At 44.5% G+C, this 24,866-nt stretch carries 16 protein-coding genes, 2 tRNA genes, 3 rRNA genes and 2 riboswitches; of the genes, 3 read left to right on the forward strand and 18 right to left on the reverse strand.

What is annotated here, in order from left to right; genetic code table 11:
• Positions 1-157 precede the first annotated feature (157 nt).
• The 11 genes from ACMXYP_RS13510 to aceK all read right to left on the reverse strand — a co-directional run bounded on the left by ACMXYP_RS13510 (position 158) and on the right by aceK (position 13,278).
• The gene (locus ACMXYP_RS13510) at positions 158-1,078 is read right to left on the reverse strand and encodes an IS3 family transposase (RefSeq protein WP_415884673.1); all 921 of its coding nucleotides are present in this window, start codon (positions 1,076-1,078) and stop codon (positions 158-160) included.
• Positions 1,009-1,317 (reverse strand): transposase, encoded by a 309-nt coding sequence (locus ACMXYP_RS13515; protein ID WP_415882166.1) that lies wholly within the window; start codon positions 1,315-1,317, stop codon positions 1,009-1,011. The genes ACMXYP_RS13510 and ACMXYP_RS13515 overlap by 70 nt, the downstream gene beginning before the upstream one ends.
• Positions 1,318-1,475: 158 nt before the next feature.
• Positions 1,476-1,591, reverse strand: a 5S ribosomal RNA gene (rrf, locus tag ACMXYP_RS13520).
• 142 nt (positions 1,592-1,733) lie between these two features.
• Positions 1,734-4,621 (reverse strand): 23S ribosomal RNA (locus ACMXYP_RS13525).
• A 217-nt stretch (positions 4,622-4,838) separates the two neighbouring features.
• Positions 4,839-4,914, reverse strand: a tRNA-Ala gene (locus tag ACMXYP_RS13530).
• 24 nt (positions 4,915-4,938) lie between these two features.
• Positions 4,939-5,015: transfer RNA gene (locus ACMXYP_RS13535), tRNA-Ile, on the reverse strand.
• Between the two features lie 68 nt (positions 5,016-5,083).
• A 16S ribosomal RNA gene (locus tag ACMXYP_RS13540) occupies positions 5,084-6,622 on the reverse strand.
• Together the 16S, 23S and 5S rRNA genes with 2 tRNA genes alongside form the textbook arrangement of a ribosomal RNA operon.
• 605 nt (positions 6,623-7,227) lie before the next feature.
• Positions 7,228-7,653, reverse strand: coding sequence for a universal stress protein (locus ACMXYP_RS13545; RefSeq protein ID WP_415882167.1), 426 nt, complete (start codon positions 7,651-7,653; stop codon positions 7,228-7,230).
• A 3-nt stretch (positions 7,654-7,656) separates the two neighbouring features.
• Positions 7,657-10,191, reverse strand: coding sequence for a TRAP transporter permease (locus ACMXYP_RS13550; protein ID WP_415884674.1), 2,535 nt, complete (start codon positions 10,189-10,191; stop codon positions 7,657-7,659).
• A gap of 163 nt (positions 10,192-10,354) precedes the next feature.
• On the reverse strand, positions 10,355-11,335 hold the full coding sequence (locus ACMXYP_RS13555; protein ID WP_415882168.1) for a TAXI family TRAP transporter solute-binding subunit: 981 nt from the start codon (positions 11,333-11,335) through the stop codon (positions 10,355-10,357).
• Between the two features lie 191 nt (positions 11,336-11,526).
• Complete coding sequence (gene aceK, locus ACMXYP_RS13560) at positions 11,527-13,278, reverse strand: bifunctional isocitrate dehydrogenase kinase/phosphatase (RefSeq protein WP_415882169.1); 1,752 nt, start codon at positions 13,276-13,278, stop codon at positions 11,527-11,529.
• A gap of 106 nt (positions 13,279-13,384) precedes the next feature.
• Here aceK and pfkA point away from each other — a divergent pair, with 106 nt between their 5' ends.
• Positions 13,385-14,392, forward strand: a complete 1,008-nt coding sequence (gene pfkA / locus ACMXYP_RS13565; RefSeq protein WP_415882170.1) for a 6-phosphofructokinase — start codon at positions 13,385-13,387, stop codon at positions 14,390-14,392.
• A gap of 19 nt (positions 14,393-14,411) precedes the next feature.
• On the opposite strand, the gene ACMXYP_RS13570 is transcribed toward pfkA, so the two are convergent.
• Positions 14,412-15,041, reverse strand: a complete 630-nt coding sequence (locus tag ACMXYP_RS13570; RefSeq protein ID WP_415882171.1) for an MBL fold metallo-hydrolase — start codon at positions 15,039-15,041, stop codon at positions 14,412-14,414.
• A gap of 164 nt (positions 15,042-15,205) precedes the next feature.
• Between ACMXYP_RS13570 and ACMXYP_RS13575 the strand changes: the two genes are divergently transcribed.
• Together ACMXYP_RS13575 and ACMXYP_RS13580 are read left to right on the forward strand one after the other, a co-directional pair.
• The gene (locus tag ACMXYP_RS13575) at positions 15,206-15,466 is read left to right on the forward strand and encodes a DUF5062 family protein (RefSeq protein WP_415882172.1); all 261 of its coding nucleotides are present in this window, start codon (positions 15,206-15,208) and stop codon (positions 15,464-15,466) included.
• A gap of 11 nt (positions 15,467-15,477) precedes the next feature.
• Positions 15,478-15,552, reverse strand: a riboswitch (cyclic di-GMP riboswitch).
• Between the two features lie 226 nt (positions 15,553-15,778).
• Entirely contained in the window at positions 15,779-16,264 is a 486-nt protein-coding gene (locus ACMXYP_RS13580; protein WP_415882173.1) for a MarR family winged helix-turn-helix transcriptional regulator, read from the forward strand.
• Between the two features lie 19 nt (positions 16,265-16,283).
• Here ACMXYP_RS13580 and ACMXYP_RS13585 read toward each other — a convergent pair whose 3' ends face one another.
• From ACMXYP_RS13585 to ACMXYP_RS13610, 6 genes are all read right to left on the reverse strand, one after another.
• Entirely contained in the window at positions 16,284-18,953 is a 2,670-nt protein-coding gene (locus ACMXYP_RS13585) for an EAL domain-containing protein (RefSeq protein ID WP_415882174.1), read from the reverse strand.
• Positions 18,954-19,224: 271 nt separating this feature from the next.
• Positions 19,225-19,458 carry a hypothetical protein gene (locus ACMXYP_RS13590; protein ID WP_415882175.1) on the reverse strand — a complete coding sequence of 78 codons (234 nt, stop codon included), beginning with the start codon at positions 19,456-19,458 and terminating at the stop codon, positions 19,225-19,227.
• Between the two features lie 59 nt (positions 19,459-19,517).
• Positions 19,518-21,410: a phosphomethylpyrimidine synthase ThiC gene (thiC, locus tag ACMXYP_RS13595; RefSeq protein WP_415882176.1), complete on the reverse strand. Its 1,893-nt coding sequence runs from the start codon at positions 21,408-21,410 to the stop codon at positions 19,518-19,520.
• Between the two features lie 43 nt (positions 21,411-21,453).
• A complete protein-coding gene (thiD, locus tag ACMXYP_RS13600; RefSeq protein WP_415882177.1) occupies positions 21,454-22,269 on the reverse strand; it encodes a bifunctional hydroxymethylpyrimidine kinase/phosphomethylpyrimidine kinase in 816 nt (271 codons plus the stop codon).
• 55 nt (positions 22,270-22,324) lie between these two features.
• A riboswitch (TPP riboswitch) is annotated at positions 22,325-22,416 on the reverse strand.
• Between the two features lie 841 nt (positions 22,417-23,257).
• Positions 23,258-24,295 carry an MJ1255/VC2487 family glycosyltransferase gene (locus ACMXYP_RS13605; protein WP_415882178.1) on the reverse strand — a complete coding sequence of 346 codons (1,038 nt, stop codon included), beginning with the start codon at positions 24,293-24,295 and terminating at the stop codon, positions 23,258-23,260.
• Positions 24,296-24,299: 4 nt separating this feature from the next.
• On the reverse strand, positions 24,300-24,839 hold the full coding sequence (locus ACMXYP_RS13610; protein WP_415882179.1) for a phosphatase PAP2 family protein: 540 nt from the start codon (positions 24,837-24,839) through the stop codon (positions 24,300-24,302).
• Between the last annotated feature and the right edge of the window lie 27 nt (positions 24,840-24,866).

Genomic DNA, 24,866 nt, shown 5'->3' on the forward strand with positions numbered 1-24,866 from the left:
GTTTCGCATTGCGCGCTAAGCATACCAGAAATAAAGAATAAGACACTAGCGACAAGAGTCTATAGCAATTGCTAGTTGCTAGTTGCTAGTTGCTAGTTGCTAGTTGCTAGTTGCTAGAAAGTGGAGCTGGAGCGCCCCCGATAAAGTGGACAGTTGCTTAAGATCGGAAGCCAACTGGAGATTCATACCCCAACGCACTGTGGCTTCTGATCGTATTATAGAAGCGAGAGATATACAGACCTATTTCTCTCGCCATTTCAGAACAGGTAATCAACCCTAACTTACGTGTACATTCCTTTTTCAACAACGAGAAGAAGCTCTCTGCACACGCATTATCCCAGCAGTTACCTTGACGAGACATACTGATTGTAACGCCTCTTTTCGTCAACCAGCTCATTACCCGCTCACTGCGATACTGACTCCCTTGGTCAGAGTGAAACAGCAATTTATGAGTGACTTCCGGCTTAGCTTTATTCCAACTTTTTTGTAATGATTTCAGTACGATGTCCGCAGTTACTTGCCTTGAACATTCAAAGCCTACGATTTCCCGATTGTGTAAATCCATAACGACCGATACATATAACCAGCCTTCGCGACAGGCTACTTGGGTAATATCTGAGACCCATACGCGATTAATCTGACTCGGATTAAACTCCCTATTTAGCAGATTAGGCTGAGGCATCAAACCACCTTCTAAGCAGTAACGAGCCTTCCTTACAGCAAGTTGCGCCTTATACCCTACGCGCCTCAATAAACGGCAGAGGCGATTTTTCCCACAACAAAAGCCCTCACATAACAACGCATGCCATAATTTACGGTAGCCATACACACCTCGACATTGATCCGCTAACTCTAAAGCACGCGATAAGATCTTTTGATTCATCTGTTCCCGTAGGGATGGAATACGATTTAGCCAAGCATAATAACCCGAGCGCTGAACACCATAGAGCCTGCATAACCGCGACACGGGTAAGTAACTCGAGTACTTCTCTATACATGCAAAGCGCTCTACTTTGCTTCGCTGAAGTACTCTCGTGTCTTTTTTAGGATATCGACTTCCAGTTGAGAGCGTTCCAATTCCTTTTTAACTTTCTCTAACTCTTGTTCTAACTGACGGTAACTCTTACGAGGTGCAGTTTCATTCACCGCTTTAGGATCTTGAGCTGACATATATTGACGCCTCCAAGCACGCAATGTCCCTACCGCTATCGGAAGGTCCTCCACAAACTCAGTTAAGGTTAGCTCAGTTTTAAGTGATTCCAGCACCACACGTGTTTTAAATTCGTCACTGTAGGCTGTACGTTTTTTGAAATACATAAGACACCTCTAGCGTGTTAAAAGGTGTCCACTGAAACGGGGTCAGTCCAAAAGGGTATGTGGATTAAGCCGAGTGTAAATACTTCGCTCAGTATTGCATTAGCCCACAACGAAAAAACCCCGATCACATCGTGACCGGGGTTTTCTCTTAATTAAATGCTTGGCGATGACCTACTCTCACATGGGGAAGCCCCACACTACCATCGGCGATGTTGCGTTTCACGTCTGAGTTCGGGATGGATTCAGGTGGTTCCACAACTCTATGGTCGCCAAGCAAAACTGTTACAACTTAGATCTGATTCTTCTTTTATTTGATCTAGATAGTTTATCGACTGTAGCTTAACTACGCGCTAATTCGTTACTCTCTATCGTCTTACGTATCTTACAAGTCACTTGCCAAACGCCTTGGGCGTTATATGGTCAAGCCTCACGGGCAATTAGTATTGGTTAGCTCAACGCCTCACAGCGCTTCCACACCCAACCTATCAACGTCGTAGTCTTCAACGGCCCTTTAGGGGAATCAAGTTCCCAGTGAGATCTCATCTTGAAGGAGGCTTCCCGCTTAGATGCTTTCAGCGGTTATCCCGTCCGAACGTAGCTACCCGGCAATGCAATTGGCATCACAACCGGTACACCAGAGGTTCGTTCACTCCGGTCCTCTCGTACTAGGAGCAACTCTTCTCAAATCTCAAACGCCCACGGCAGATAGGGACCGAACTGTCTCACGACGTTCTAAACCCAGCTCGCGTACCACTTTAAATGGCGAACAGCCATACCCTTGGGACCGGCTTCAGCCCCAGGATGTGATGAGCCGACATCGAGGTGCCAAACACCGCCGTCGATGTGAACTCTTGGGCGGTATCAGCCTGTTATCCCCGGAGTACCTTTTATCCGTTGAGCGATGGCCCTTCCATACAGAACCACCGGATCACTAGAACCTACTTTCGTACCTGCTCGACGTGTCTGTCTCGCAGTCAAGCACCCTTCTACTCTTGCGCTCATTGCATGATTTCCGACCATGCTGAGGGTACCTTCGTGCTCCTCCGTTACTCTTTGGGAGGAGACCGCCCCAGTCAAACTACCCACCACACAATGTCCCCGATCCCGCTTAGGGAACTGGGTTAGAACCTCAACATTACCAGGCTGGTATTTCAAAGGTGGCTCCACCCTATCTGGCGACAGGGTTTCAAAGCCTCCCAGCTATTCTACACAAGTAATGTCAAAGTCCACTGTGAAGCTGTAGTAAAGGTTCACGGGGTCTTTCCGTCTAGCCGCGGGTAAACTGCATCTTAACAGCTATTTCAATTTCACTGAGTCTCGGGTGGAGACAGTGTGGCCATCGTTACGCCATTCGTGCAGGTCGGAACTTACCCGACAAGGAATTTCGCTACCTTAGGACCGTTATAGTTACGGCCGCCGTTTACCGGGGCTTCGATCAAGAGCTTCGCGCAAGCGCTAACCCCATCAATTAACCTTCCGGCACCGGGCAGGCGTCACACCCTATACGTCCTCTTTCGAGTTTGCAGAGTGCTATGTTTTTAATAAACAGTCGCAGCCACCTGGTATCTTCGACCGGCCTCAGCTTAGGGAGTAAATCCCATCACCAAAACCGGCGCACCTTCTCCCGAAGTTACGGTGCCATTTTGCCTAGTTCCTTCACCCGAGTTTTCTCATACGCCTTAGTATTCTCTACCTGACCACCTGTGTCGGTTTAGGGTACGGTTAGTCATAACCTGAAGCTTAGAGGATTTTCCTGGAAGCATGGCATCAACTACTTCAGTCCATAAAGGACCTCGTCATCGATTCTCGGTCTTAAAAGAGCCCGGATTTACCTAAGCTCTAAACCTACTATCTTAAACGCGGACAACCAACGCCGCGCTAGCCTAGCCTTCTCCGTCCCCCCATCGCAGTTATGAGCAGTACAGGAATATTAACCTGTTTCCCATCGGATACGCTCTTCAGCCTCTCCTTAGGGGCCGACTCACCCTACCTCGAATAGCGTTGGATAGGAACCCTTGGTCTTCCGGCGGGGAGGGTTTTCACCTCCCTTATCGTTACTCATGTCAGCATTCGCACTTCTGATACCTCCACGGTGCCTTACAGCTTCCGCTTCAACAGCTTACAGAACGCTCCTCTACCATGCACAAAGTGCATCCGTAGCTTCGGTGTTATGCTTAGCCCCGTTATATCTTCCGCGCGGGCCGACTCGACTAGTGAGCTATTACGCTTTCTTTAAAGGGTGGCTGCTTCTAAGCCAACCTCCTAGCTGTCTAAGCCTTCCCACATCGTTTCCCACTTAGCATAAACTTTGGGACCTTAGCTGACGGTCTGGGTTGTTTCCCTTTCCACGACGGACGTTAGCACCCGCCGTGTGTCTCCCGTGATTGAACTCATGGGTATTCGGAGTTTGCATCGGGTTGGTAAGTCGGGATGACCCCCTAGCCGAAACAGTGCTCTACCCCCCATGGTTAGACACGAGGCACTACCTAAATAGTTTTCGAGGAGAACCAGCTATCTCCGAGTTTGATTAGCCTTTCACTCCTATCCACAAGTCATCCGCTGGCTTTTCAACGACAGTCGGTTCGGTCCTCCAATGCATGTTACTGCATCTTCAACCTGCCCATGGATAGATCACTCGGTTTCGGGTCTACTCCTAGCGACTGGACGCCCTATTAAGACTCGGTTTCCCTACGGCTCCGCAAATGCTTAACCTTGCCACTAAAAGTAAGTCGCTGACCCATTATACAAAAGGTACGCAGTCACCGTCCGAAAACGGCTCCCACTGCTTGTACGTACACGGTTTCAGGGTCTATTTCACTCCCCTCACAGGGGTTCTTTTCGCCTTTCCCTCACGGTACTGGTTCACTATCGGTCAGTCAGGAGTATTTAGCCTTGGAGGATGGTCCCCCCATATTCAGACAGCGTTTCACGTGTGCCGTCCTACTCGATTTCACTTTAAAAGACCTTTCACATACGGGGCTATCACCCACTATGGCCACACTTTCCAGAGTGTTCTGTTAAATCTAATAAAGCTTAAGGGCTAGTCCCCGTTCGCTCGCCGCTACTTAGGGAATCTCGGTTGATTTCTTTTCCTCTGGGTACTTAGATGTTTCAGTTCCCCAGGTTCGCCTCTAATAACCTATGTATTCAGTTAAAAGATACCTATAAATAGGTGGGTTTCCCCATTCGGAAATGTCCGGATCAAAGGTTGTTTACCACCTCCCCGAACCTTATCGCAGGTTACAACGTCCTTCATCGCCTCTGACTGCCAAGGCATCCACCGTGCACGCTTAGTCACTTGACCATATAACCCGAAGGCGTCTGGAATCACAGTAACTTGTATTGCTAGTAACGATAGATTTCGCCGAATTGGCGCATGCAGTAAAACTACATGTCTTAAATCTAAATCAAATGAATCAAATCCAAATTGTTAAAGAGCGTTTAAAGCAAAAAAGCTTTAAAAGATAATGTCTAAACCGACAATATGTTTTAAAACTCTTCCTTCTCATCCTCAAGGATGATGGTGGAGCTATGCGGGATCGAACCGCAGACCTCCTGCGTGCAAAGCAGGCGCTCTCCCAGCTGAGCTATAGCCCCAAGAAAAACAGTAAGGCTATTGATTGGTAGGCCTGAGTGGACTTGAACCACCGACCTCACCCTTATCAGGGGTGCGCTCTAACCAGCTGAGCTACAAGCCTACACCGTTGCTCTTAACTTCTCTGATCAGATAATTCGTGTGAACGCTTGCCGAGAATCGGCTTTCGTTTAAGGAGGTGATCCAGCCCCAGGTTCCCCTAGGGCTACCTTGTTACGACTTCACCCCAGTCATGAACCACACCGTGGTAACCGCCCTCCCGAAGGTTAAGCTAGCTACTTCTGGTGCAATCCACTCCCATGGTGTGACGGGCGGTGTGTACAAGGCCCGGGAACGTATTCACCGCGACATTCTGATTCGCGATTACTAGCGATTCCGACTTCATGGAGTCGAGTTGCAGACTCCAATCCGGACTACGACCGGTTTTCTGAGATTAGCTTACCCTCGCAGGTTCGCGGCCCTCTGTACCGGCCATTGTAGCACGTGTGTAGCCCAACTCGTAAGGGCCATGATGACTTGACGTCGTCCCCACCTTCCTCCGGTTTGTCACCGGCAGTCTCCTTAGAGTTCCCACCCGAAGTGCTGGCAAATAAGGACAAGGGTTGCGCTCGTTACGGGACTTAACCCAACATTTCACAACACGAGCTGACGACAGCCATGCAGCACCTGTCTCAGAGTTCCCGAAGGCACGAAACTATCTCTAGTAACTTCTCTGGATGTCAAGAGTTGGTAAGGTTCTTCGCGTTGCGTCGAATTAAACCACATGCTCCACCGCTTGTGCGGGCCCCCGTCAATTCATTTGAGTTTTAACCTTGCGGCCGTACTCCCCAGGCGGTCTACTTATCGCGTTAGCTGCGCCACTAAAAGATCAAGTCTCCCAACGGCTAGTAGACATCGTTTACGGCGTGGACTACCAGGGTATCTAATCCTGTTTGCTCCCCACGCTTTCGCACCTCAGTGTCAATATCGGTCCAGGTAGTCGCCTTCGCCACTGGTGTTCCTTCCTATATCTACGCATTTCACCGCTACACAGGAAATTCCACTACCCTCTACCGTATTCTAGATTGGTAGTATCAGGTGCAGTTCCAAGGTTGAGCCCTGGGCTTTCACATCTGACTGACCAATCCACCTACGCGCGCTTTACGCCCAGTAATTCCGATTAACGCTCGCACCCTCCGTATTACCGCGGCTGCTGGCACGGAGTTAGCCGGTGCTTCTTCTGCAGTTAACGTCACAGCTAGCAGGTATTAACTACTAACCTTTCCTCACTGCTGAAAGTGCTTTACAACCCTAGGGCCTTCTTCACACACGCGGCATGGCTGCATCAGGCTTGCGCCCATTGTGCATATTCCCCACTGCTGCCTCCCGTAGGAGTCTGGACCGTGTCTCAGTTCCAGTGTGGCTGATCATCCTCTCAGACCAGCTAGAGATCGTCGCCTTGGTGAGCCATTACCTCACCAACTAGCTAATCTCACGCAGGCTCATCCAATAGTGCAAGGTCCGAAGATCCCCTGCTTTCCCCCGTAGGGCGTATGCGGTATTAGACCAAATTTCTCTGGCTTATCCCCCGCTACTGGGTAGATTCCTACGCGTTACTCACCCGTCCGCCACTCGTCATCAACTAGCAAGCTAGTCATGTTACCGTTCGACTTGCATGTGTTAGGCCTGCCGCCAGCGTTCAATCTGAGCCATGATCAAACTCTTCAGTTTAAATCATTGTTGCTACCAGGAATGTGGTAGCGGGCTCTAGTACTAAACAACCGGATAACATTCTTAAGAACGTTAAACCTTTGTAAATCGCTTTAAATGAATTCACTTGGTTGCTTGTCTAGAAAAAGTTTGCTTCTTCTCAACAAGCGCCCACACGAATTATCTGATCAAATTGTTAAAGAGCGTTGCTTTATTGACTGCCCGCTAACTCAGCGTTTCGTCTCAAGCGAGGCGCATATTCTACTTCGCGCTCATTCAAAGTCAACCGTTTATTTTGCAATTTTGTAAAAAGTTTTTACTCAGCAACCGGACTTTGAATCCTGCTCCGTAAGCAATCTTAAAAACCAATGTTTTCAATCACTTACTGAGCACCTCACTCAGCTCTGCTGCCCCTTTAAAAGCGGCCTTCCTAAGCAAGGACGGCGAATTCTACAGACATCTGAAAAAGGGTCAACACCCAATCTTACAAAAAGTGCAAAAAGCTGAAAAAAACTTACAAATCATCACAAATCGATCAAGGGTTAATCAATAGCGTTTAAATAGTAGTCAACAGATACAAAAAAGGCGCTGAGTTTTACCTCAACGCCTTTTACTTAGACTTTCATTTAGCCTTTTAATACTAGAACAGAGCATTTTGCTCTCTCCGTTACCTTTGCAGTAACAGAACCCAGCATTACCTTCTCAACAGTTCCGTGCTTTTGCGCACTCATGATAATTAGATCTGCCCCTATTTCTTTAGCACGCCTAACAATCTCTTTGTGCGCTTTACCCTCTCTAACATCAACTTCAAAGCCTCTATTATCTAAAGCTTTTGCACCAATTGTTTGCAGCTCTTTACGCATAGCCTCCAATGCTTTCTCAACTGCACCTTTAGGAAAGTATGACGCCACCATTGGCATTTGATAGCCAGATAGAATAGTCATCAGATGAAGCTCGACACTTTCATCTATGTATTCTTTTACAGTCTGTAACGTTTGCTCAACAGTTTTCCCGTCTTGAAGGTCTAGTGGTACCAATATTTTCTTAAACATTGTTTAGCAACCCTGTTCTGCCTTACGGCGTCTGTTTTGCATCCATCCCATTGCTATTAGTAGTAGCAAAACTGGAATCCAAACTAGCTGTTTCGGTGGTCGATCGGCCTCCACCTCAAGTGTTTTGATCTCCCAATCGAAATCCAAGCCTACTTTCTGAGCATCTGAATCAAAGGTAACGAGGTCGACAATTACACGCTCACCCTCTTCCCTTAACATTAGTCCTGCAGCTTCGATTTTCTCAGCGCCTGTACCTTCATTGGCTAGCGGCAACTCAACTGTTTTATTCACAAAATCACCATCAATAGTTTCACCGGCCACAATCATTCTTAACGGCCTACCATTTGGCATATCTTCTGCGACTTGCTCTAGCTTGGTTGGGGATACTTGCTCAATAGCAGGATAAATTTCATCCCATATTGCTCCTGGCCTAAACATCAAGAACGCGATAGCCAATAACAGAACGGTTTCATACCAACGAGTTTTTACTATCCAGTATCCTTGTGTCGCCGCTGCAAACACTAACATTGCCACTAATGCGCCAAAGATAGTAAGCAGAAGGTGCATTGGCCCTTCGATACCTATCAATATCAATTCAGTATTGAAGATAAACATAAACGGTAACACCGCTGTACGAATATCATAGGTAAAACCTTGAACACCCGTCTTAATAGGATCTGATTGCGCTATCGCGGCACCTGCAAATGCCGCTAAGCCAACGGGTGGTGTATCATCCGCGAGAATACCAAAGTAAAAAACAAACAAATGAACAGCAATTAAAGGGACGATTAATCCATTTTCAGCACCAAGCGTCACAATAACTGGAGCCATTAACGATGACACTACAATGTAGTTTGCTGTAGTTGGTAAACCCATACCTAATATCAAACTGATAATCGCAGTAAACAACAGCATCAAAAAGATACTACCGCCTGAGATAAACTCCACAAACTCAGTCATCATTTGCCCTAGACCTGTCAAAGTGACTGTACCTACGACAATACCCGCTGCAGCAGTTGCCACACCAATACCAATCATATTTCTTGCGCCACCAACAAGCCCATTCAATAGATCTTCAACGCCATGCACTATCTGGCTACTCCAGGCGAGTGGCTCTCTGAAATAGGTCTTGATTGGTTTATGGGTTAATACAATGAAGATCATGAACACCGTTGCCCAGAAAGCAGACAAACCCGGCGAGAAACGTTCAACCGTTAGACACCAAACCAGCACAACAACAGGTAGTAGATAGTACAAACCTGATTTAACGGTAGGCCCTACTTCTGGCAGCATTACAACTTCAGAATTCGGATCGTCCATATGCAGATCAGGAAACTTAGCCGCATATCGAACAAGCCCAATATAAGCCATAAGAATCACAAGACCAGCAATTAGATATGACCAATTCCCCATGTAACTCTTAGTCCAACCTAATCCGTGATACACGGTCAATGATATGACACATACACCCACTACAATCATTGCCCACACTGATAGCTTTTGTGCCAGCGTTGCATGGTTTCTAGTCGGCAGGCCCTTCATCCCTGCCTTCACTGCTTCTAGATGAACGATGTAGATCAAGGCGATATAGGAAATCAGCGCGGGTAGGATTGCATGCTGAATCACCTCGATATATGAAATGCCAACAAACTCAACCATTAAGAATGCAGCCGCCCCCATAATTGGAGGTGTTAACTGACCATTAGTTGAAGCCGCCACCTCGACCGCACCAGCTTTATAACCTGGAAAACCTACACGCTTCATCAGCGGGATTGTAAAAGTACCTGTCGTAACAACATTGGCAATAGACGAGCCTGATACCAAGCCACTTAATCCAGAGGAAACAACAGCCGCCTTAGCGGGCCCACCGCGCATATGCCCTAATAGTGAAAAAGACACCTGAGTGAAGTAATTACCAGCACCCGCTTTGTCAAGCAAAGCGCCAAACAATACAAACAGAAATACAAAGCCTGTCGATACACCAAGAGCAACACCAAATACGCCTTCTGAGGTTAGCCATTGGTGCGACATTGCTTTATTAAGGCTTGCTCCTTTATGCGAAATAACATCCGGCATGTAAGGTCCAGCAAAGGTGTAAAGCATGAAGATACCAGCCACGACCATCAATGGCGGGCCTAATGCTCTACGCGTCGCCTCCAATAGCAAGATCATACCGCTGACAGCAACAACGATATCCAGTTTTATCGGCGCACCCGCTCGCCCAGCCAACTCAGCGTGAAAAATCACCAAGTAACTAGCAGCAAACGCAGCTACCCCAGCAAAAATCCAATCATGCCACGGCACAACCGATCTAGAAGAGCGCTTAAATGCAGGAAATGCGGTATAAGCCAAAAAGACCGCAAAGCTTAGATGAATAGCTCGAGCCTGAGTATCATTGAAGACACCAAAATCGAGCATAAATGGTAGAGGCGATGCATACCAAAGCTGAAATAGAGCCCAGCAAAGCGCTACACCCCATAGAAATTTACCAGGAAGCCCTTCTGGAGCGCGCGCCCCAGAATCTGCCTGAGCCACCATTTCCTGCACTTCTTGTGAAATGCTAGCCGAAGAACTGTTCTGATTATCCGTCACACAATCACCGTTTTAAAACAGCTTATAATAATTTTATAGAGCTAAACCTAAGCAAAAGCCGTAAAGCAAAACGGGGACATAATGTCCCCGTCGCCTATTAAATCAACTCTTATAGCAGACCTGCTTCTTTGTAGTACTTAATTGCACCAGGGTGAAGAGGTGCCGACAAACCGTCTTGAACCATTTGCTCTTTCTTCAGGTTAGCAAAAGCTGGATGCAGCTTACGGAATGTATCGAAGTTTTCGAAAACAGCCTTCACTACCTCGTAAACCACTTTTTCAGGCACTTTTGCAGAAGATACAAATGTTGCACCAACACCAAACGTTTGCGTATCAGCGTCATTACCGCGATACATGCCAGCAGGTACAGTTGCTGTACGATAGTAACTGTTATCGTTGATCAGCTTCTGAACCGCATCACCATCAACATTTACAAGCGTACTATCACAAGACGTTGTCGCTTCTTTAATTGCACCACTTGGATGACCTACTACGTAAACCATGGCATCAATTTTGTTATCACATAGCGCACTCGCTTGCTCAGACGCTTTAAGCTCAGACGTTAGAGCGAAATCATCCATCGACCAGCCTTTAGCTTCCATTAGCACTTCGATAGTACCGCGCTGACCTGAACCTGGGTTACCAATATTTACACGCTTACCTTTAAGATCATCAAAGTTTTTGATACCAGAATCGGCACGTGCAACAACAGTGAAAGGCTCTGGGTGTACAGAGAATACTGCGCGTAGATCTTTATTAGCACCAGTATCTTTAAATTTGCTAGTACCATTATAAGCATGGAACTGCCAATCAGACTGAGCTACGCCCATATCCAATTCACCTGCACGAATAGTGTTTAGGTTGTAAACTGAACCACCCGTAGACTCTACTGAACAGCGGATACCGTGGTCTTTACGATTTTTATTCACCAATCGGCAAATTGAACCACCCGTAGGGTAATAAACGCCAGTTACGCCGCCTGTACCGATCGTGATAAATTCTTGTGCTGATGCAGCAGTCGAACCACCCATGGCAGCTAAACCAACACCCATCGCTAACAAACTAGAAGTAACCGTCTTACGAAATGCCATAACAAACTCCATCTATTATCTTTTTATAATTAGAGCCATATATCAGGCCCTTTTTTACCCATCTTCTTTGATACTAGTATTGCCTACCGAATGTTTCAAAGTTCTGAAACATCAATAAGATAAACTAACATAGGCTGGTGATAGATAACATGCTTACGAATAACGCATCAATATATTCACTTCACTATGCATCACTTCACTTGATTTTCCTGTTTGGGGCACAAAAAACGGTTGATTTCCCTATAAGGGTATACATCAATTAACTCTCCCTTTTTAACCTGAACTTGGACTCTTTCCCAGAACTGAACCGTCAACAAATCCCCATGCAACTGATCAAAGATTTTTTTCACACGTCTATCACACGCCATAAGCATAGAAAACTCCTCCGGAAACACATCATTGTCACCAATTGAATACCAAGGTTCAGCAGCCAACTCTTGTTCCGGATACAGTGGTTCTGGTATTTCCCGGAAGTTACATTCAGTCAAATATAGAATTTCATCATAATCGTAAAAAACAACACGCCCATGCCGGGTTACACCAAAATTTTTAAACAACATATCCCCAGCAAAAATATTCGATGCAGCAAGTTCTTTAATCGCTTTACCATATTCATCTATGGCATGAAACAACTGCTCTTGATCTTCATTTTCCAACGCTTGATCGATATAGATGTTTAAAGGTGTCATATACCGCTCAGCCCATAAGTGTTTAATCAATAGCTGATCACCTTGCTGCTCAATAGAAGAGCCAGCAACTTTTGTCAGTTCTTCGGTAAGCTCTTCAGAAAATTTATTAATCGGGAATATAAAGTTAGTGAACTCTAACGTATCCGCCATTCGACCAACCCGGTCATGATTTTTAACCAACTGATATTTATCAAGAACCACCTGTCTTGTGATTCTTTTAGAGTGAGAAAACTCATCTTTAATAACTTTAAACACAACAGGAAAAGATGGCAGTGTGAAAACTATCATTACCATCCCTTTAACACCTGGTGCCACTTCAAATTGATCATTTGAATTTCCCAAATGATCGATAAAAGCCCGGAAGAATTCCGCCTTACCTTGCTTATAAAAACCTATTGAACTGTAAAGCTCGGCTTTATATTTCTGCGGGATCAGGGTGTGTAAAAAGTTAACCAATTCGGAAGGCACATCTACATCCACCAGAAAATATGACCGAGTAAAACCAAACACTGTGGATATATCATTTTCTTCGTTCAATGCCGCATCAAAATAAATACCTTTACCATCATTGAGTATAGACAACACAAATGGCTGACTATGCTTTGCGAAGCGGATGCGCCCTACAACATAAGCCGCTTTATTACGAAAAAAAAGACTGCTAACAATATCAATCACCGCCTTATCATAAGGCAACTGCTTTTGCTCAATCTGCTGCTGAACATAACGAACCAAATTACTGATATCTTGTCGCTTATTTCTCCATAGCACATTAAACATTAAATCAGACATTAAACGACCAACAAGTTGAACTAGACCAGATCCACTTAATACATAAGATTTATATACACTCTCACCTGAGCAAAGCTCTTTCCCTTCTCTGCTCGATCGAACAAAAATATGCTCACTATCAATATGCCGATGTTTAAATAGATAACAATAAACAGAGTTGTAGAATGTTTCTGCTAATTCAGGATCTGTTCGCTGACGTATCAACTTAGCGTAATATTGCTTAGCGCCCCCCCATACCTCCGGCCTGTAAATATCTACCCCTACATACGTCAGCGCTTTTGCAGTATCAGACACCATCAGATCATATAAACCCAAGCGCTTAGCCGATAATGACTGAATTCCACGCCAATCAGCCACTTCAAATAAATATTTTGCTGACTCAGTAACCTCCTGAAATTTCAGTCGATATTCTGCAAAAAAAGCCATTATTTGCGATGCAAGTCGCTGATGTACTTGATGAGACATACTATCTCCTCATACTGTAGAACTTCATAACCATTATTATTGAAACACCTTGGTCATTCAGTTTAGCTAAACTTAGATAAGACAATTAGCCATTTGGTTTGACACTATGTATACCCATACTTCGATCAACACGACTGAAGATAAACCTACCGCAATCGCTGTTTTAACCAGTGGCGGGGACTCACCAGGAATGAACCCTGCTATTCGCGGGGTAGTACGAGCAGCTCTCCACCAAGGCATCAAAGTTTTCGGGGTTCACAAAGGGTATAGCGGCTTAATTATTGGCGATATGTGGGAGATGGACTCTGCATCTGTAACCAACATAGTGCAGCGCGGAGGCACACTACTTAAAAGTGATCGCTGCCAAGCTTTTCTAGATCCCGCGGTTCGACATCAGGCGGCCGAAGTTTTACTCAAAAAAGGGATTGATAGTCTAGTCGTGATTGGCGGTGATGGCTCTTTAACCGGGGCTCATATGCTGGCCTCGGAAAGCTCGATTCGTGTTATAGGACTCCCTGGCACTATCGATAACGACATCTACGGCACTGATGACACCATTGGGTTCGACACAGCCGTTAACACCGCGCTTGATGCCATAGATAAAATCCGTGATACAGCACTCTCTCATGAATGCCTGTTTTTAGTCGAAGTGATGGGCCGGAACTCCGGTTTTATTGCGACTCATGTAGGTATAGCCTGCGGTGCAGAGCTGGTAGTTATTCCTGAGTATGAAGTTGAAGTAGATGCAATCTCATTTCAGCTTGCCAACAATCGTGTTCAAGGCAAAGGATCAAGCGGGATTATTGTTGTAGCTGAGGGCCCAACCCCTGGCCTTACTTATAATTTAGCCAAACAATTAGAGCAGCACGGTCAGCGACCCAAGGTCTGTATTTTGGGCCACATACAAAGAGGTGGCCGTCCAACAGGGCATGATCGAGTGCTTGCTTCCTGCCTTGGAGCGGCAGCTGTGGACTATCTTTGCGGGGGCTATAACGATGTGATGATCGGAATAAAAAACGGAGCCATCGCAGAGACTCCGTTACAACATATTATTGATAAAAAGAAACAGCTAGATGCTCAACTATTCGAGCATGTACAACTACTACACAAATAACTTTTAACGTTACCAACAATTATCGAACGTAAGGATTACTTTGCATCTCGCGACCAAAGGTTGAACCCGGCCCATGACCGGGAATAAATTCGACCGACTGACCTAACGGGAACAGTTTTAACTTAATTGAATCAATCAATTCTTGATGATTCCCTTGTGGAAAATCTGTTCGTCCAATAGATCCGCTAAAAAGCACATCACCCACCAGCGCTATCTCATCTTCGACATGATGGAAAACAACGTGCCCCGGAGTATGACCCGGGCAGTGAATAACGTTTAGTGTAGATTCACCTACTTGAACAGTATCACCATCATCTAACCAGCGATCTGGAGTAAAGGTTTCACAAGGCGGGAAATTAAACATGTTGCACTGCTGTGCCATGCCTTCAATCCAAAACAGATCTCCTTTATGAGGCCCTTCAATTGGTAATTTCTTCGATGCAGCTAGCTCAGCCGTTCCGCCCGCATGATCAATATGTGCATGGGTCAAAAGAATCTTCTCTAATTCAACACCCTCTTCCTCTACTGCAGCTAGAATTCGATCAAGATCACCACCTGGGTCAACAACCGCTGCCTTCATGGTTTTTTCACACCAGATAAGAGAACAATTCTGCTGAAATGGAGTAACCGGGATAATTCTGTATTTCATAGGATCGCCAATGGAATTAGATGTTGATAGGCGGCAAGTATATCAGGCCTGAGTTAAAGACAAAGCATTACGCACCAAAGCACTATAGCTAGCGCTTGTCTTTTTAGAAATTTAGATTCAAAGTTAAAAGAAAATTATCTATAAGGACTTCTAAGGAAGAAACTATGAAAAAAAATAAGCATGAAGCAGAGCTAGTAAAAGAAGCCCTTAAGATTGGCGCAATCTATTTTGAAAAGCGCGGAGCAGGCCACTTTGAAGCCACTGATAGTGCTTCAAGCAAAATTAAAGCAATTTATCGCTTACTAGTGAATGACGGACTTATTCAAGCCTTAGCAAAGGATCAAGTCACTGAGCCCAATATGAAACACAAATTGGCTTTATGGGTAGAAAGGCAGTTACCGGAGAATCATCCGCTGAAGAAATAAAAAATCTCTCTTTCGATAGCCCAGCCATCCACGTGGGATCTGTGACTTTGCGTCCCAGAATTGCTTCTGGTTTGCCTTTATCGAGAGAGGATCTATTCGCTGGAAACAGCTCAACAATCCGAACAAACCAAAAGGTTAGTTCAGATATCATTAAGCCTGATTGTAATAGTAGCAGCATTATTTGTAATTACTAAATACGTATTTGGAATTATGCGTAAACAAACGCTCATTAATGTGCTTTTTCTTTGCTATTACGACAGATTCAGGCTTACTATTTAAAATACGAATATTGATATCAAGGCTTACATTTCAATGAGTTCACAACAATCAGAGCTAAGCTCAAACAATAAAACAGATTTCCTAGATTGTTTGAGATTGATCGAACGGTTACACCGTAGAATCCTTGATATTCTTAAATTTCGTCTTGAAGCGTTAGGCTATACCGACATCAATAGCGTTCAGGCCCTGCTCCTCCACAATATTGCCGATCGTGAAATGACTGCCAGCGAGCTAAGAACCCGAGGCTATTATCTTGGTTCTAATGTTTCATATAACTTAAAAAAAATGGTTGGTAATGGTTACATCAACCAAGAACGTTCAGAGCATGACCTTCGCTCTGTGCGCATTAAACTCAGCCAAAAAGGTTTAGCTATCCACAACTTGATTGCAGAACTGTTTGATCAACAATTGGAAGAGATCAGTGCAGAGCGCCTGATGGAACAAAGCGACATGTCGACGTTAAGATCTAATCTTCGACAATTAGAACGCTTTTGGGATCAGCAAATGAATACTTACTAAACCTTTGTTAGGTTTAACCTTAACAAGCTAAGCGTTTTTGAGCACAAACCTTTTCAAAATCATCTACAGGAAGAGGCTTACCAAAGAAATAACCTTGGTAATCTAAACAGCTATGCCCTGCTAAGAACATACACTGCGCTTCGGTTTCAACACCCTCAGCAATCACGTTCAGTCCAAGATTATGCCCCATTGCAATGATGGCTTGGACAATTTCAGCATCATCTTTATCTTCAATTACATCACGAATAAAAGAACGATCAATCTTAATTTGATCAAGCGGTAAGCGTTTAAGATGCAATAAAGAAGAATAACCTGTACCAAAATCATCTAAAGAGAAACGAATACCTAACTTACGTAGTTGATGCATCTTATCAACCGTATCTTCGATATCCTGTAAAACAAGACTCTCCGTTAGCTCTAATTTCAATAGGTCAGGCTGAATATCATAACGATTGATACAATCTGCGACTTCAGCAACAAAGTGCTCCTGTATAAATTGACGCGCACTCACATTTACAGCAATACTCAAATTAGGCATGCTCGGATCGGATTGCCATTTTTTAAGTTGCTGACAAGCCTGAGCTAGAATCCAATCGCCTATAGGTACAATTAAACCCGTATCCTCAGCTAAGGGAATAAATTCTGCTGGCGATACTAAACCTCTCTCTGGATGAAACCAGCGCACCAAAGCCTCGGCTCCTATCAACTCATCTTTACGATACTGAGCCTGATAGTGCAGCTCTAACTGACTACCTGATAAGGCCTTACGTAAATCAGACTCAAGCGCGGCCATGCTGCAGAGTATTTTCTCTGCTTCAGGATCATAAAATCTATACGTATTTTTACCTGACTCTTTTGCCTGATACATCGCCATATCAGAACGCTTCATCACACTATCTACAACATCACCACTGTCAAACAACGTTACACCGACACTACAAGCTGTATGATATTGAATCCCATCAAGAGATACTTGCTGCTGGACCGCAACAATTAGCTTTTCAACAATGTCACTAACCTGAGCTAAAGCGATACTTTCTTCTACACCCAAATTTTCCAAAACGATAATAAATTCATCACCACCTAAACGAGCGACCATATCCGCATTACGCACACAAGCACTAAGCCTATGTGCTACTTCGATCAACAAAAGATCACCTTGATCATGACCTTGTGTGTCATTCAGATTTTTAAAGTTATCCAGATCAATAAATAAGACCGCACCAAACTGACCTGTCAAATGACAGGATTGAATCGCACAGCTCAGACGCTCTTGTAGTGAACGGCGATTAGGTAGGCCTGTAAGAACATCATAAAAAGCAAGCTTGTGGATATTTGCCTCATCCTTTTTACGCTGAGTGATATCAGTAAATGCTCCAACATAGTTAGTAATCTCTCCACCATCCCCTTGTACAGCTGTAATCGTCAGGTACTGCGGATAAATCTCTCCTGACTTACGCTTATTCCATATTTCACCCTGCCAATATTTATCAGCTTGCAACCGTGTCATCATCTCTTTATAAAATGATTTCCCATGCTGACCTGATTGTAAAATAGCCGGATTTTCCCCAATCACTTCTTCAGGCTCGTATCCAGTCACTCTTGTAAAAGCACTATTTACTCGCAAAATAACATGGTCTGAATCGGTAATTAGCATCCCCTCTTGAGAATCAAAAGCCGTGGCTGCTATATGTAGCTCTTTTTCTACGCGCTTACGATCAGTAACATCTCTAGAAAGAACAATAAAGTGAGGAAGATCATAATCACGACCTTCTTTAAGTGAAACAGACAGCTCAAACACTCTTTCACCTTGCTTAAGCGGTAAACGTATCTGGTGACCTCTCGACAACCCTTGTTTCTCTGCTTCGCCAAGCGCCTCAAGCACTGTGGTTGCAGCCTCGAAAGGCATCACATCAAATACTGTTTTACCGATTAACTCAGATTCAGGGGCTATCAATTCGTCTTTTTTAGCACTATGGCAGGCGTAGTAGCGCCCTTGACTGTCCATATCAAATAAGAGATCGGGAATTGCAGCAAAAATAGCTTCTAATTTTTGTCGAGAAAGATCACTTTCATATTCACTCTGCTTCAGCGCTAACTCAGCTTTACGGCGTTCTATCTGATGCGTTAATAAAATCCCGAGTAATACAGTCACTATAGGGAACATCAGCATAATCGGTAATGCTAACTCACTCAGTAACAGATCCACCGTCGAAAACGGAAGAACCAGCAGTGAAAACAACATCATGATGTGGACAACTACACCCAACAGATACAACTGCCACCAAGCGACCGCTCTACTCTCATTCAGGTTCACCCGCCAATAGTGGCACAACAACCCTAGGCCTGAAGAACTGACAATAATGAGAAATCCAGCAAAGATGCCTTGTCCACCTTCGAATAATCGAAAAGCAACAGTAATCACTACAGCAATAACTGTGGGGATAAAACCAAAAAATAAGCCGGTTACAGAGAGGAGAATGGAGCGCGCATCAATCAACACACCACTAACAATGGATAGCGGCATCGACATAATTGCGATCCCGATTACACCTATTAGAATTCCACTAATAACTTTCTTAAGAACAGATAATCGCTTGTGTTCAAAAGAAAAAATATCGTATAACGCCCCCATCGCTAGCAACAGAGCAACGTTATTGATCAGTGGAATAAAAATACCGTCATTCATCAGTCAAAAGAACCGACCAGACAGTTTGTATTCTTTACCCCAAAATGCACAAAACTATTAAACATAGAGCGAAATCACATTATTAATGGTAAACGGGTTAAATCCTAACCACTAGAAAACGGATAGGCTATAGGATTTTTAGGGTGAACGGCCTGCAATTATTGATATGCATCAAGAAAATCAGCATCAAAATTTTAGGCCGTGCGATATAGATCAAATCAGGCGTTGCAAACCAGCTTGATACCTAATTTGGTAAGAATTGGCTTCAATTCTATTTTTTAGATTTTTTCTCTTCCTGCGCCTTTGCATACTCTTTATCTAACTTACCATATTGGCGCTGATAAGCTTCTGGATCTGAGCGCCACAAACGATAAAGTTTACGATCATTCGCAGCCATGGGCGGTGGGTTTTCGCGGGATCGGCGAATCGCATTTAAGGTGACAGGAATAAAAGCAAACAGAACTAATAATCCCACCAGTAGATATTTAAGTAGTTCATCACTCATCAGTGATTCCTCTAGATACGAAAAAAGCCGCACGAGCGGCTTTTTTATAAACTCAGTGACTAGACCTTATGATAGATCTCAGCACCTGTTTCTTTAAACTCAGCTGATTTTTCCTGCATCCCTTGATCAGCTTTCGCATTAATAGCTGCTACCTCCTCATCATCCAACTCACGAACCTCTTGCGAGATTTTCATAGAGCAGAATTTAGGTCCACACATGGAGCAGAAGTGCGCCACTTTCGCAGATTCTTTTGGCAGAGTCTCATCATGGTAAGCACGCGCTGTATCTGGGTCCAAGCCGATGTTGAACTGATCTTCCCAACGGAATTCAAAGCGAGCTTTAGACATCGCATTATCACGAATCTGAGCACCTGGATGACCTTTCGCTAAATCGGCAGCATGCGCAGCAATCTTATATGTGATGATTCCTTCTTTTACATCAGCCTTGTTAGGTAGACCCAGATGCTCTTTAGGCGTCACATAACATAGCATGGCACAGCCGTACCAACCGATCATCGCAGCACCAATACCTGATGTGATGTGGTCGTAACCTGGTGCTATATCAGTCGTCAATGGACCCAGCGTGTAGAAAGGCGCTTCGTGACACTCTTTCAACTGCTTATCCATATTCTCTTTGATCATATGCATAGGTACGTGACCTGGGCCTTCGATCATTACCTGAACATCATACTCCCAAGCAATCTTAGTAAGTTCACCTAAGGTTTCTAGCTCTGCAAACTGTGCTTCATCGTTCGCATCATAAACCGAACCTGGACGTAGACCATCTCCCAAAGAGAAGGACACATCGTAGGCCTGACAAATTTCACAGATCTCACGAAAGTGCGTGTATAAGAAGTTTTCTTCGTGATGCGCCAAGCACCACTTCGCCATAATAGATCCACCGCGAGATACGATACCAGTCATACGCTTAGCAGTCATAGGTACATAGCGTAGTAGTACACCCGCATGGATCGTGAAGTAATCCACACCCTGCTCGGCTTGCTCAATAAGCGTATCTTTGAAGACTTCCCAATTTAGGTCTTCAGCTACACCATTAACTTTTTCAAGCGCCTGATAGATTGGTACCGTACCAATTGGGACTGGCGAGTTACGCATGATCCACTCACGTGTTTCATGAATATTCTTACCTGTGGACAGATCCATGATGGTATCTGCACCCCAACGTGTGCCCCAGGTCATTTTCTCTACCTCTTCTTCGATAGAAGAAGTTACAGCAGAGTTACCAATGTTACCGTTGATTTTAACCAAGAAGTTACGACCGATAATCATCGGCTCAACTTCAGGGTGGTTAATATTGGCAGGGATAATCGCACGGCCTTCAGCAACTTCCTGACGTACGAATTCAGGCGTAATCTCTTCTGGAAGGTTTGCACCAAAATTAAAACCTGGATGCTGTTCTGCAACCACATTACCTTCCGCTTTTGCTTTCGCTAACTTCATGTTTTCGCGAATAGCAATGTATTCCATTTCCGGGGTAATAATACCTTTACGAGCATAATGCAGCTGCGTCACATTTTTACCCGCTTGAGCGCGGCGTGGCTTACGCGTTAGCTCAAAACGCAACTCATCTAGGCGCAGATCAGCTTCGCGAACACGACCATATTCAGAAGTCAGTTTGTCCAACTGCTCAGTATCTTCACGCTCTAGAATCCAAGCCTCACGAACAGGCTGCAAACCTTTACGTACATCGATGCATACTTCTGGATCGGTGTATGGACCGGAAGTGTCATAAACATACAGTGGATCATTCTTCTCACCACCGAAGCCTGTTGGCGTGTCATCTAAACTAATTTCGCGCATTGGAACACGAATATCAGATCTAGAACCTTCAACATAGACTTTGCGTGATTTTGGAAACGGCTGTACAGAATCTGTATCCACCTTAGCCGTCTGGCTCAATGCCTGATTTTGCTCTGAATTATTATCTACCATCGTTCAACCTGTTCTTATATTGCTTTCGTCAGCGTCGATACAACTACGACCAATACGCATGAAAATGATTAACTGGGCCATGACCTGCACCCACGTTCAGTTTATCCGCCCCTCGCAAAGCAGATGTAATATAGTCTTTAGCCAATCTAACCGCCGTTGCAGGCGACTCCCCTTTGGCTAGGTAAGCGGTAATAGCCGCTGCCAATGTGCACCCTGTACCATGGGTGTTTTTTGTATTTACCCGAGGACTAAGGAACTCGATGAACTCCTGCCCATCATAGTAAATGTCCGGACACTCTTCACCCTGCAAATGGCCGCCTTTCAACAGCACCTGCTTAGCACCTAACTCCAACAATTCAGCAGCCATATCAGCCATACCCGTGCGATCTTTAGGTTCAGATTGTCCTAGCATCGCAGCAGCTTCTGGCAAATTTGGAGTAATTATGTCCGCTATAGGAATCAAGTGTTTTACTAAACTATCAATGCCATCATCGCTCAGAAGCTTGCTCCCACTAGTCGATACCATCACAGGATCAATAACCAGCGGAACATTTTTACTTTTCAAGAACGACGCAACAGCCAAAACTATATCGATATTACCCAACATACCCGTTTTAACTGCATTGATTTCAATATCATCAAATACAGCTTCTAACTGCTGTAATAAAAATTCAGCCGAAACAGGAAAGATACTTTTAACTGACTGAGTATTTTGGGCAGTTAAAACGGTAATAGCAGATGCGCCGTAAGCTCCTATTGCTGAGAACGTTTTTAAATCTGCTTGAATACCAGCACCACCACCGGAATCAGACCCAGCAATGGTAAGCACATTAGGGATAGCGGAAGAGGTATTAGCCATCATAACCCCTTACAACAGGAGCTAAATAAGCCAAAGTTAAAATACATAAATTCATAGAAATGAAATCTCGATTTCCTACGCCGGAACAAACCGGATCAGGTTCAACGGGTTTACTCTCAGCCCCACAGGGCACCCCGACCAAGACAAAATCCAATTTTAAAGACTCACCTGTATTCTGTCCAGAAAAGCACCTGAAACTCCTTCATCTAGGCAAGAATCACAGAAAAAAACCTCAAATAAGAAAAATTAGGAATTTTTCTTATTTTTTTTACCTTATATACGTCCATAATGAGTGACATGGATCTCCTGTTCATGGAAAGAATACAAGGAAGGCCTCGAACAGCGGAATGGATGGCATTGATGCCCTAGGACAAAGACCGCAAGGATTATGGAAGCCATAGAAAAGGGCGCCTCAATGGATGAGGCGCCCTTTTTGTTTATATACACTTTCCCACTTCCCCTATGATTCCCATACCTCGGGAATTCTTCCCGAAATCTTCGGGATGGCAGAAATTAAGAATAATTCTTATTTTTTTTTATGTATTTCCAGCCATAATTAACTTCATGGATCTCCTGTTCACGGACTGAATATAAAGGACGGCCTCGATAAGCGGAAAGGATGGCATGATGCCCTAGGACAAAGACCGCAAGGATTATGGAGCCAAAGAAAAGGGCGCCTCATGGATGAGGCGCCCTTTTTGTTTATAAATTGATCATCCACGCGGGCATATTGCCCGAGTTAGACCTGACAAATGAAATTAAGAATTTTTCTTATTTCCTTTCCGGTAGCAAAAGGCATAATTAGAAACGTGGATCTCCTGTTCATGGAACGAATACAAAGGACGGCCTCGATAAGCGGAAAGGATGGCATTGATGCCCTAGGACAAAGACCGCAAGGATTATGGAAGCCAGCAAGGGGGTTGCTTCACGGAAGGAGCAACCCCTTACTTTTTCCCTACAAATATTCCCGCTCTCTTTACTAAAAACCTTATGCCGTTACGTAAGTAGGCTGTGCAAACCACGTTTCTTCAATAAGATTCTCAATAGATACATGACAACCCGCTTTAATCCATTTAGCTAATGGAGTCGCAACATCAGGAATGTTGAAGGGTTCTGGTTGTGGCGATTCAAGCCAAGCTCCTATCTTTTGACAGTCCAAAGCGTCTACGACTCTACCTAAACCAAGGATTTCTAATACCTCAGCATTGGACTCTTGTTCAGCCTGACCTTTTTGCGGCAAGGTCATTATCTTTTTTCCATATTGCAAAGCTTCACTTAACAAGCCAAAACCGGCGTTACAAATCACCCCTTCACAATCAGATAGATCTTGCTGAAAACCCATTCGCGAAAAAGGCCTGATATGGCAGTTTCCTTGATCCAAAGATTGATCAACTGAAGAATAGATAAAGAAGTGAGCCTGACTACATTGTTTAAAGATAGGCATCATGGCCTCTAGATCATCATGAGGCAGGTAGACCACCACTTTATTCTCAGTAAGGCTTGGACTAAACAAAGGCTTTTGAATTAGTGGCGGGCAGATATCTTGATCGAAACGATCCCAATGCAAACCGATAGGTATGTCAGTTGGGGCAAAGGACTTTACTTGGGCCTTGAGCAAAGGCCCTGATTTCTTATCGGGCAAATCATGCAAAAAAGCATATTGATGAGCAATACCTACACTGTTGATCCCTTTTAACTTCGCTGCCCACGCAGTTACCGGTTCAAAATCAGTGATCACAAGGTCATATCCCGTAAGGTCGAGTGCCCTAATATCTCTCAACAATTGAAAAACACTATTTTTCGTAAATGTTTTCCAATGGTCAACTTTACTTCCCTGCATATAAAAGGTTAACCCCCTTCGACACTGGTAATCACCAAAGGGCTCCATATTAAATAACTTCTCAGGTTCTCGACCACTAAACAGATAATCAACTTCGATCCCCTCCTTCTCCAAAGCAGGTGCCATCACCCGTGCCCGAGTGATATGACCATTCCCTGTAGCTTGTACACCATAAAGAATACGCATCAGCTCAGACCATCAAGGACAAGAAAGGAATTAGCGAAATCGCAGCAGCTGCAGAGCTTAAGCCCAGTACTGCGCCCGCTAGAATATCTGTTGGATAGTGCACACCAAGAAGAACCCGAGACATACCTATAGCGACAGCTAAAACATAGGATACAACCGCAAATTCAGGATAAAAATGTGCGACAAGCGCAGCAAATACAAACGCAGCAGCAGAGTGACCAGATGGGAAGCTAAATTTATCAGACGGGACGATATAAGCTTCAAACGGCAACGAATCACAAGGCCGATCACGCTTTATAGTATTTTTAAGAATAAGGTAGAGCGGCAGTTCAATGGCATAAGCAAATAGCCCCACCAACAAAAACAAAAGACCAAACTGCTGCTCAAAAAGAGCAAGGGCAAAGCCAATGAATAGGTATAAAACACCATCACCTAATCGAGAAACTTGCCGACTTACCGAAGCAATTTGAGCTGCTTTAGGAAGGCCCAAACACCAATTAAAGGTGAGTAAATCAAACGCTGTTACTAGTCGAATAGCACTCATTGTCAGTATCTCCCAATACTTTCATCA

It is taken from the genome of Neptuniibacter sp. QD34_54 (assembly GCF_047778055.1).
Lineage (GTDB): Bacteria > Pseudomonadota > Gammaproteobacteria > Pseudomonadales > Balneatricaceae > Neptuniibacter.

What these genes read in the sequence shown, in the direction of transcription:
- ACMXYP_RS13515 (WP_415882166.1), bottom strand. Translation starts at nt 1,317, where the DNA reads ATGTATTTCAAAAAACGTACAGCCTACAGTGACGAATTTAAAACACGT.
- ACMXYP_RS13545 (WP_415882167.1), bottom strand. Translation starts at nt 7,653, where the DNA reads ATGTTTAAGAAAATATTGGTACCACTAGACCTTCAAGACGGGAAAACT.
- ACMXYP_RS13550 (WP_415884674.1), bottom strand. Translation starts at nt 10,191, where the DNA reads ATGGTGGCTCAGGCAGATTCTGGGGCGCGCGCTCCAGAAGGGCTTCCT.
- ACMXYP_RS13555 (WP_415882168.1), bottom strand. Translation starts at nt 11,335, where the DNA reads ATGGCATTTCGTAAGACGGTTACTTCTAGTTTGTTAGCGATGGGTGTT.
- aceK (WP_415882169.1), bottom strand. Translation starts at nt 13,278, where the DNA reads ATGTCTCATCAAGTACATCAGCGACTTGCATCGCAAATAATGGCTTTT.
- pfkA (WP_415882170.1), top strand. Translation starts at nt 13,385, where the DNA reads ATGTATACCCATACTTCGATCAACACGACTGAAGATAAACCTACCGCA.
- ACMXYP_RS13570 (WP_415882171.1), bottom strand. Translation starts at nt 15,041, where the DNA reads ATGAAATACAGAATTATCCCGGTTACTCCATTTCAGCAGAATTGTTCT.
- ACMXYP_RS13575 (WP_415882172.1), top strand. Translation starts at nt 15,206, where the DNA reads ATGAAAAAAAATAAGCATGAAGCAGAGCTAGTAAAAGAAGCCCTTAAG.
- ACMXYP_RS13580 (WP_415882173.1), top strand. Translation starts at nt 15,779, where the DNA reads ATGAGTTCACAACAATCAGAGCTAAGCTCAAACAATAAAACAGATTTC.
- ACMXYP_RS13585 (WP_415882174.1), bottom strand. Translation starts at nt 18,953, where the DNA reads ATGAATGACGGTATTTTTATTCCACTGATCAATAACGTTGCTCTGTTG.
- ACMXYP_RS13590 (WP_415882175.1), bottom strand. Translation starts at nt 19,458, where the DNA reads ATGAGTGATGAACTACTTAAATATCTACTGGTGGGATTATTAGTTCTG.
- thiC (WP_415882176.1), bottom strand. Translation starts at nt 21,410, where the DNA reads ATGGTAGATAATAATTCAGAGCAAAATCAGGCATTGAGCCAGACGGCT.
- thiD (WP_415882177.1), bottom strand. Translation starts at nt 22,269, where the DNA reads ATGGCTAATACCTCTTCCGCTATCCCTAATGTGCTTACCATTGCTGGG.
- ACMXYP_RS13605 (WP_415882178.1), bottom strand. Translation starts at nt 24,295, where the DNA reads ATGCGTATTCTTTATGGTGTACAAGCTACAGGGAATGGTCATATCACT.
- ACMXYP_RS13610 (WP_415882179.1), bottom strand. Translation starts at nt 24,839, where the DNA reads ATGAGTGCTATTCGACTAGTAACAGCGTTTGATTTACTCACCTTTAAT.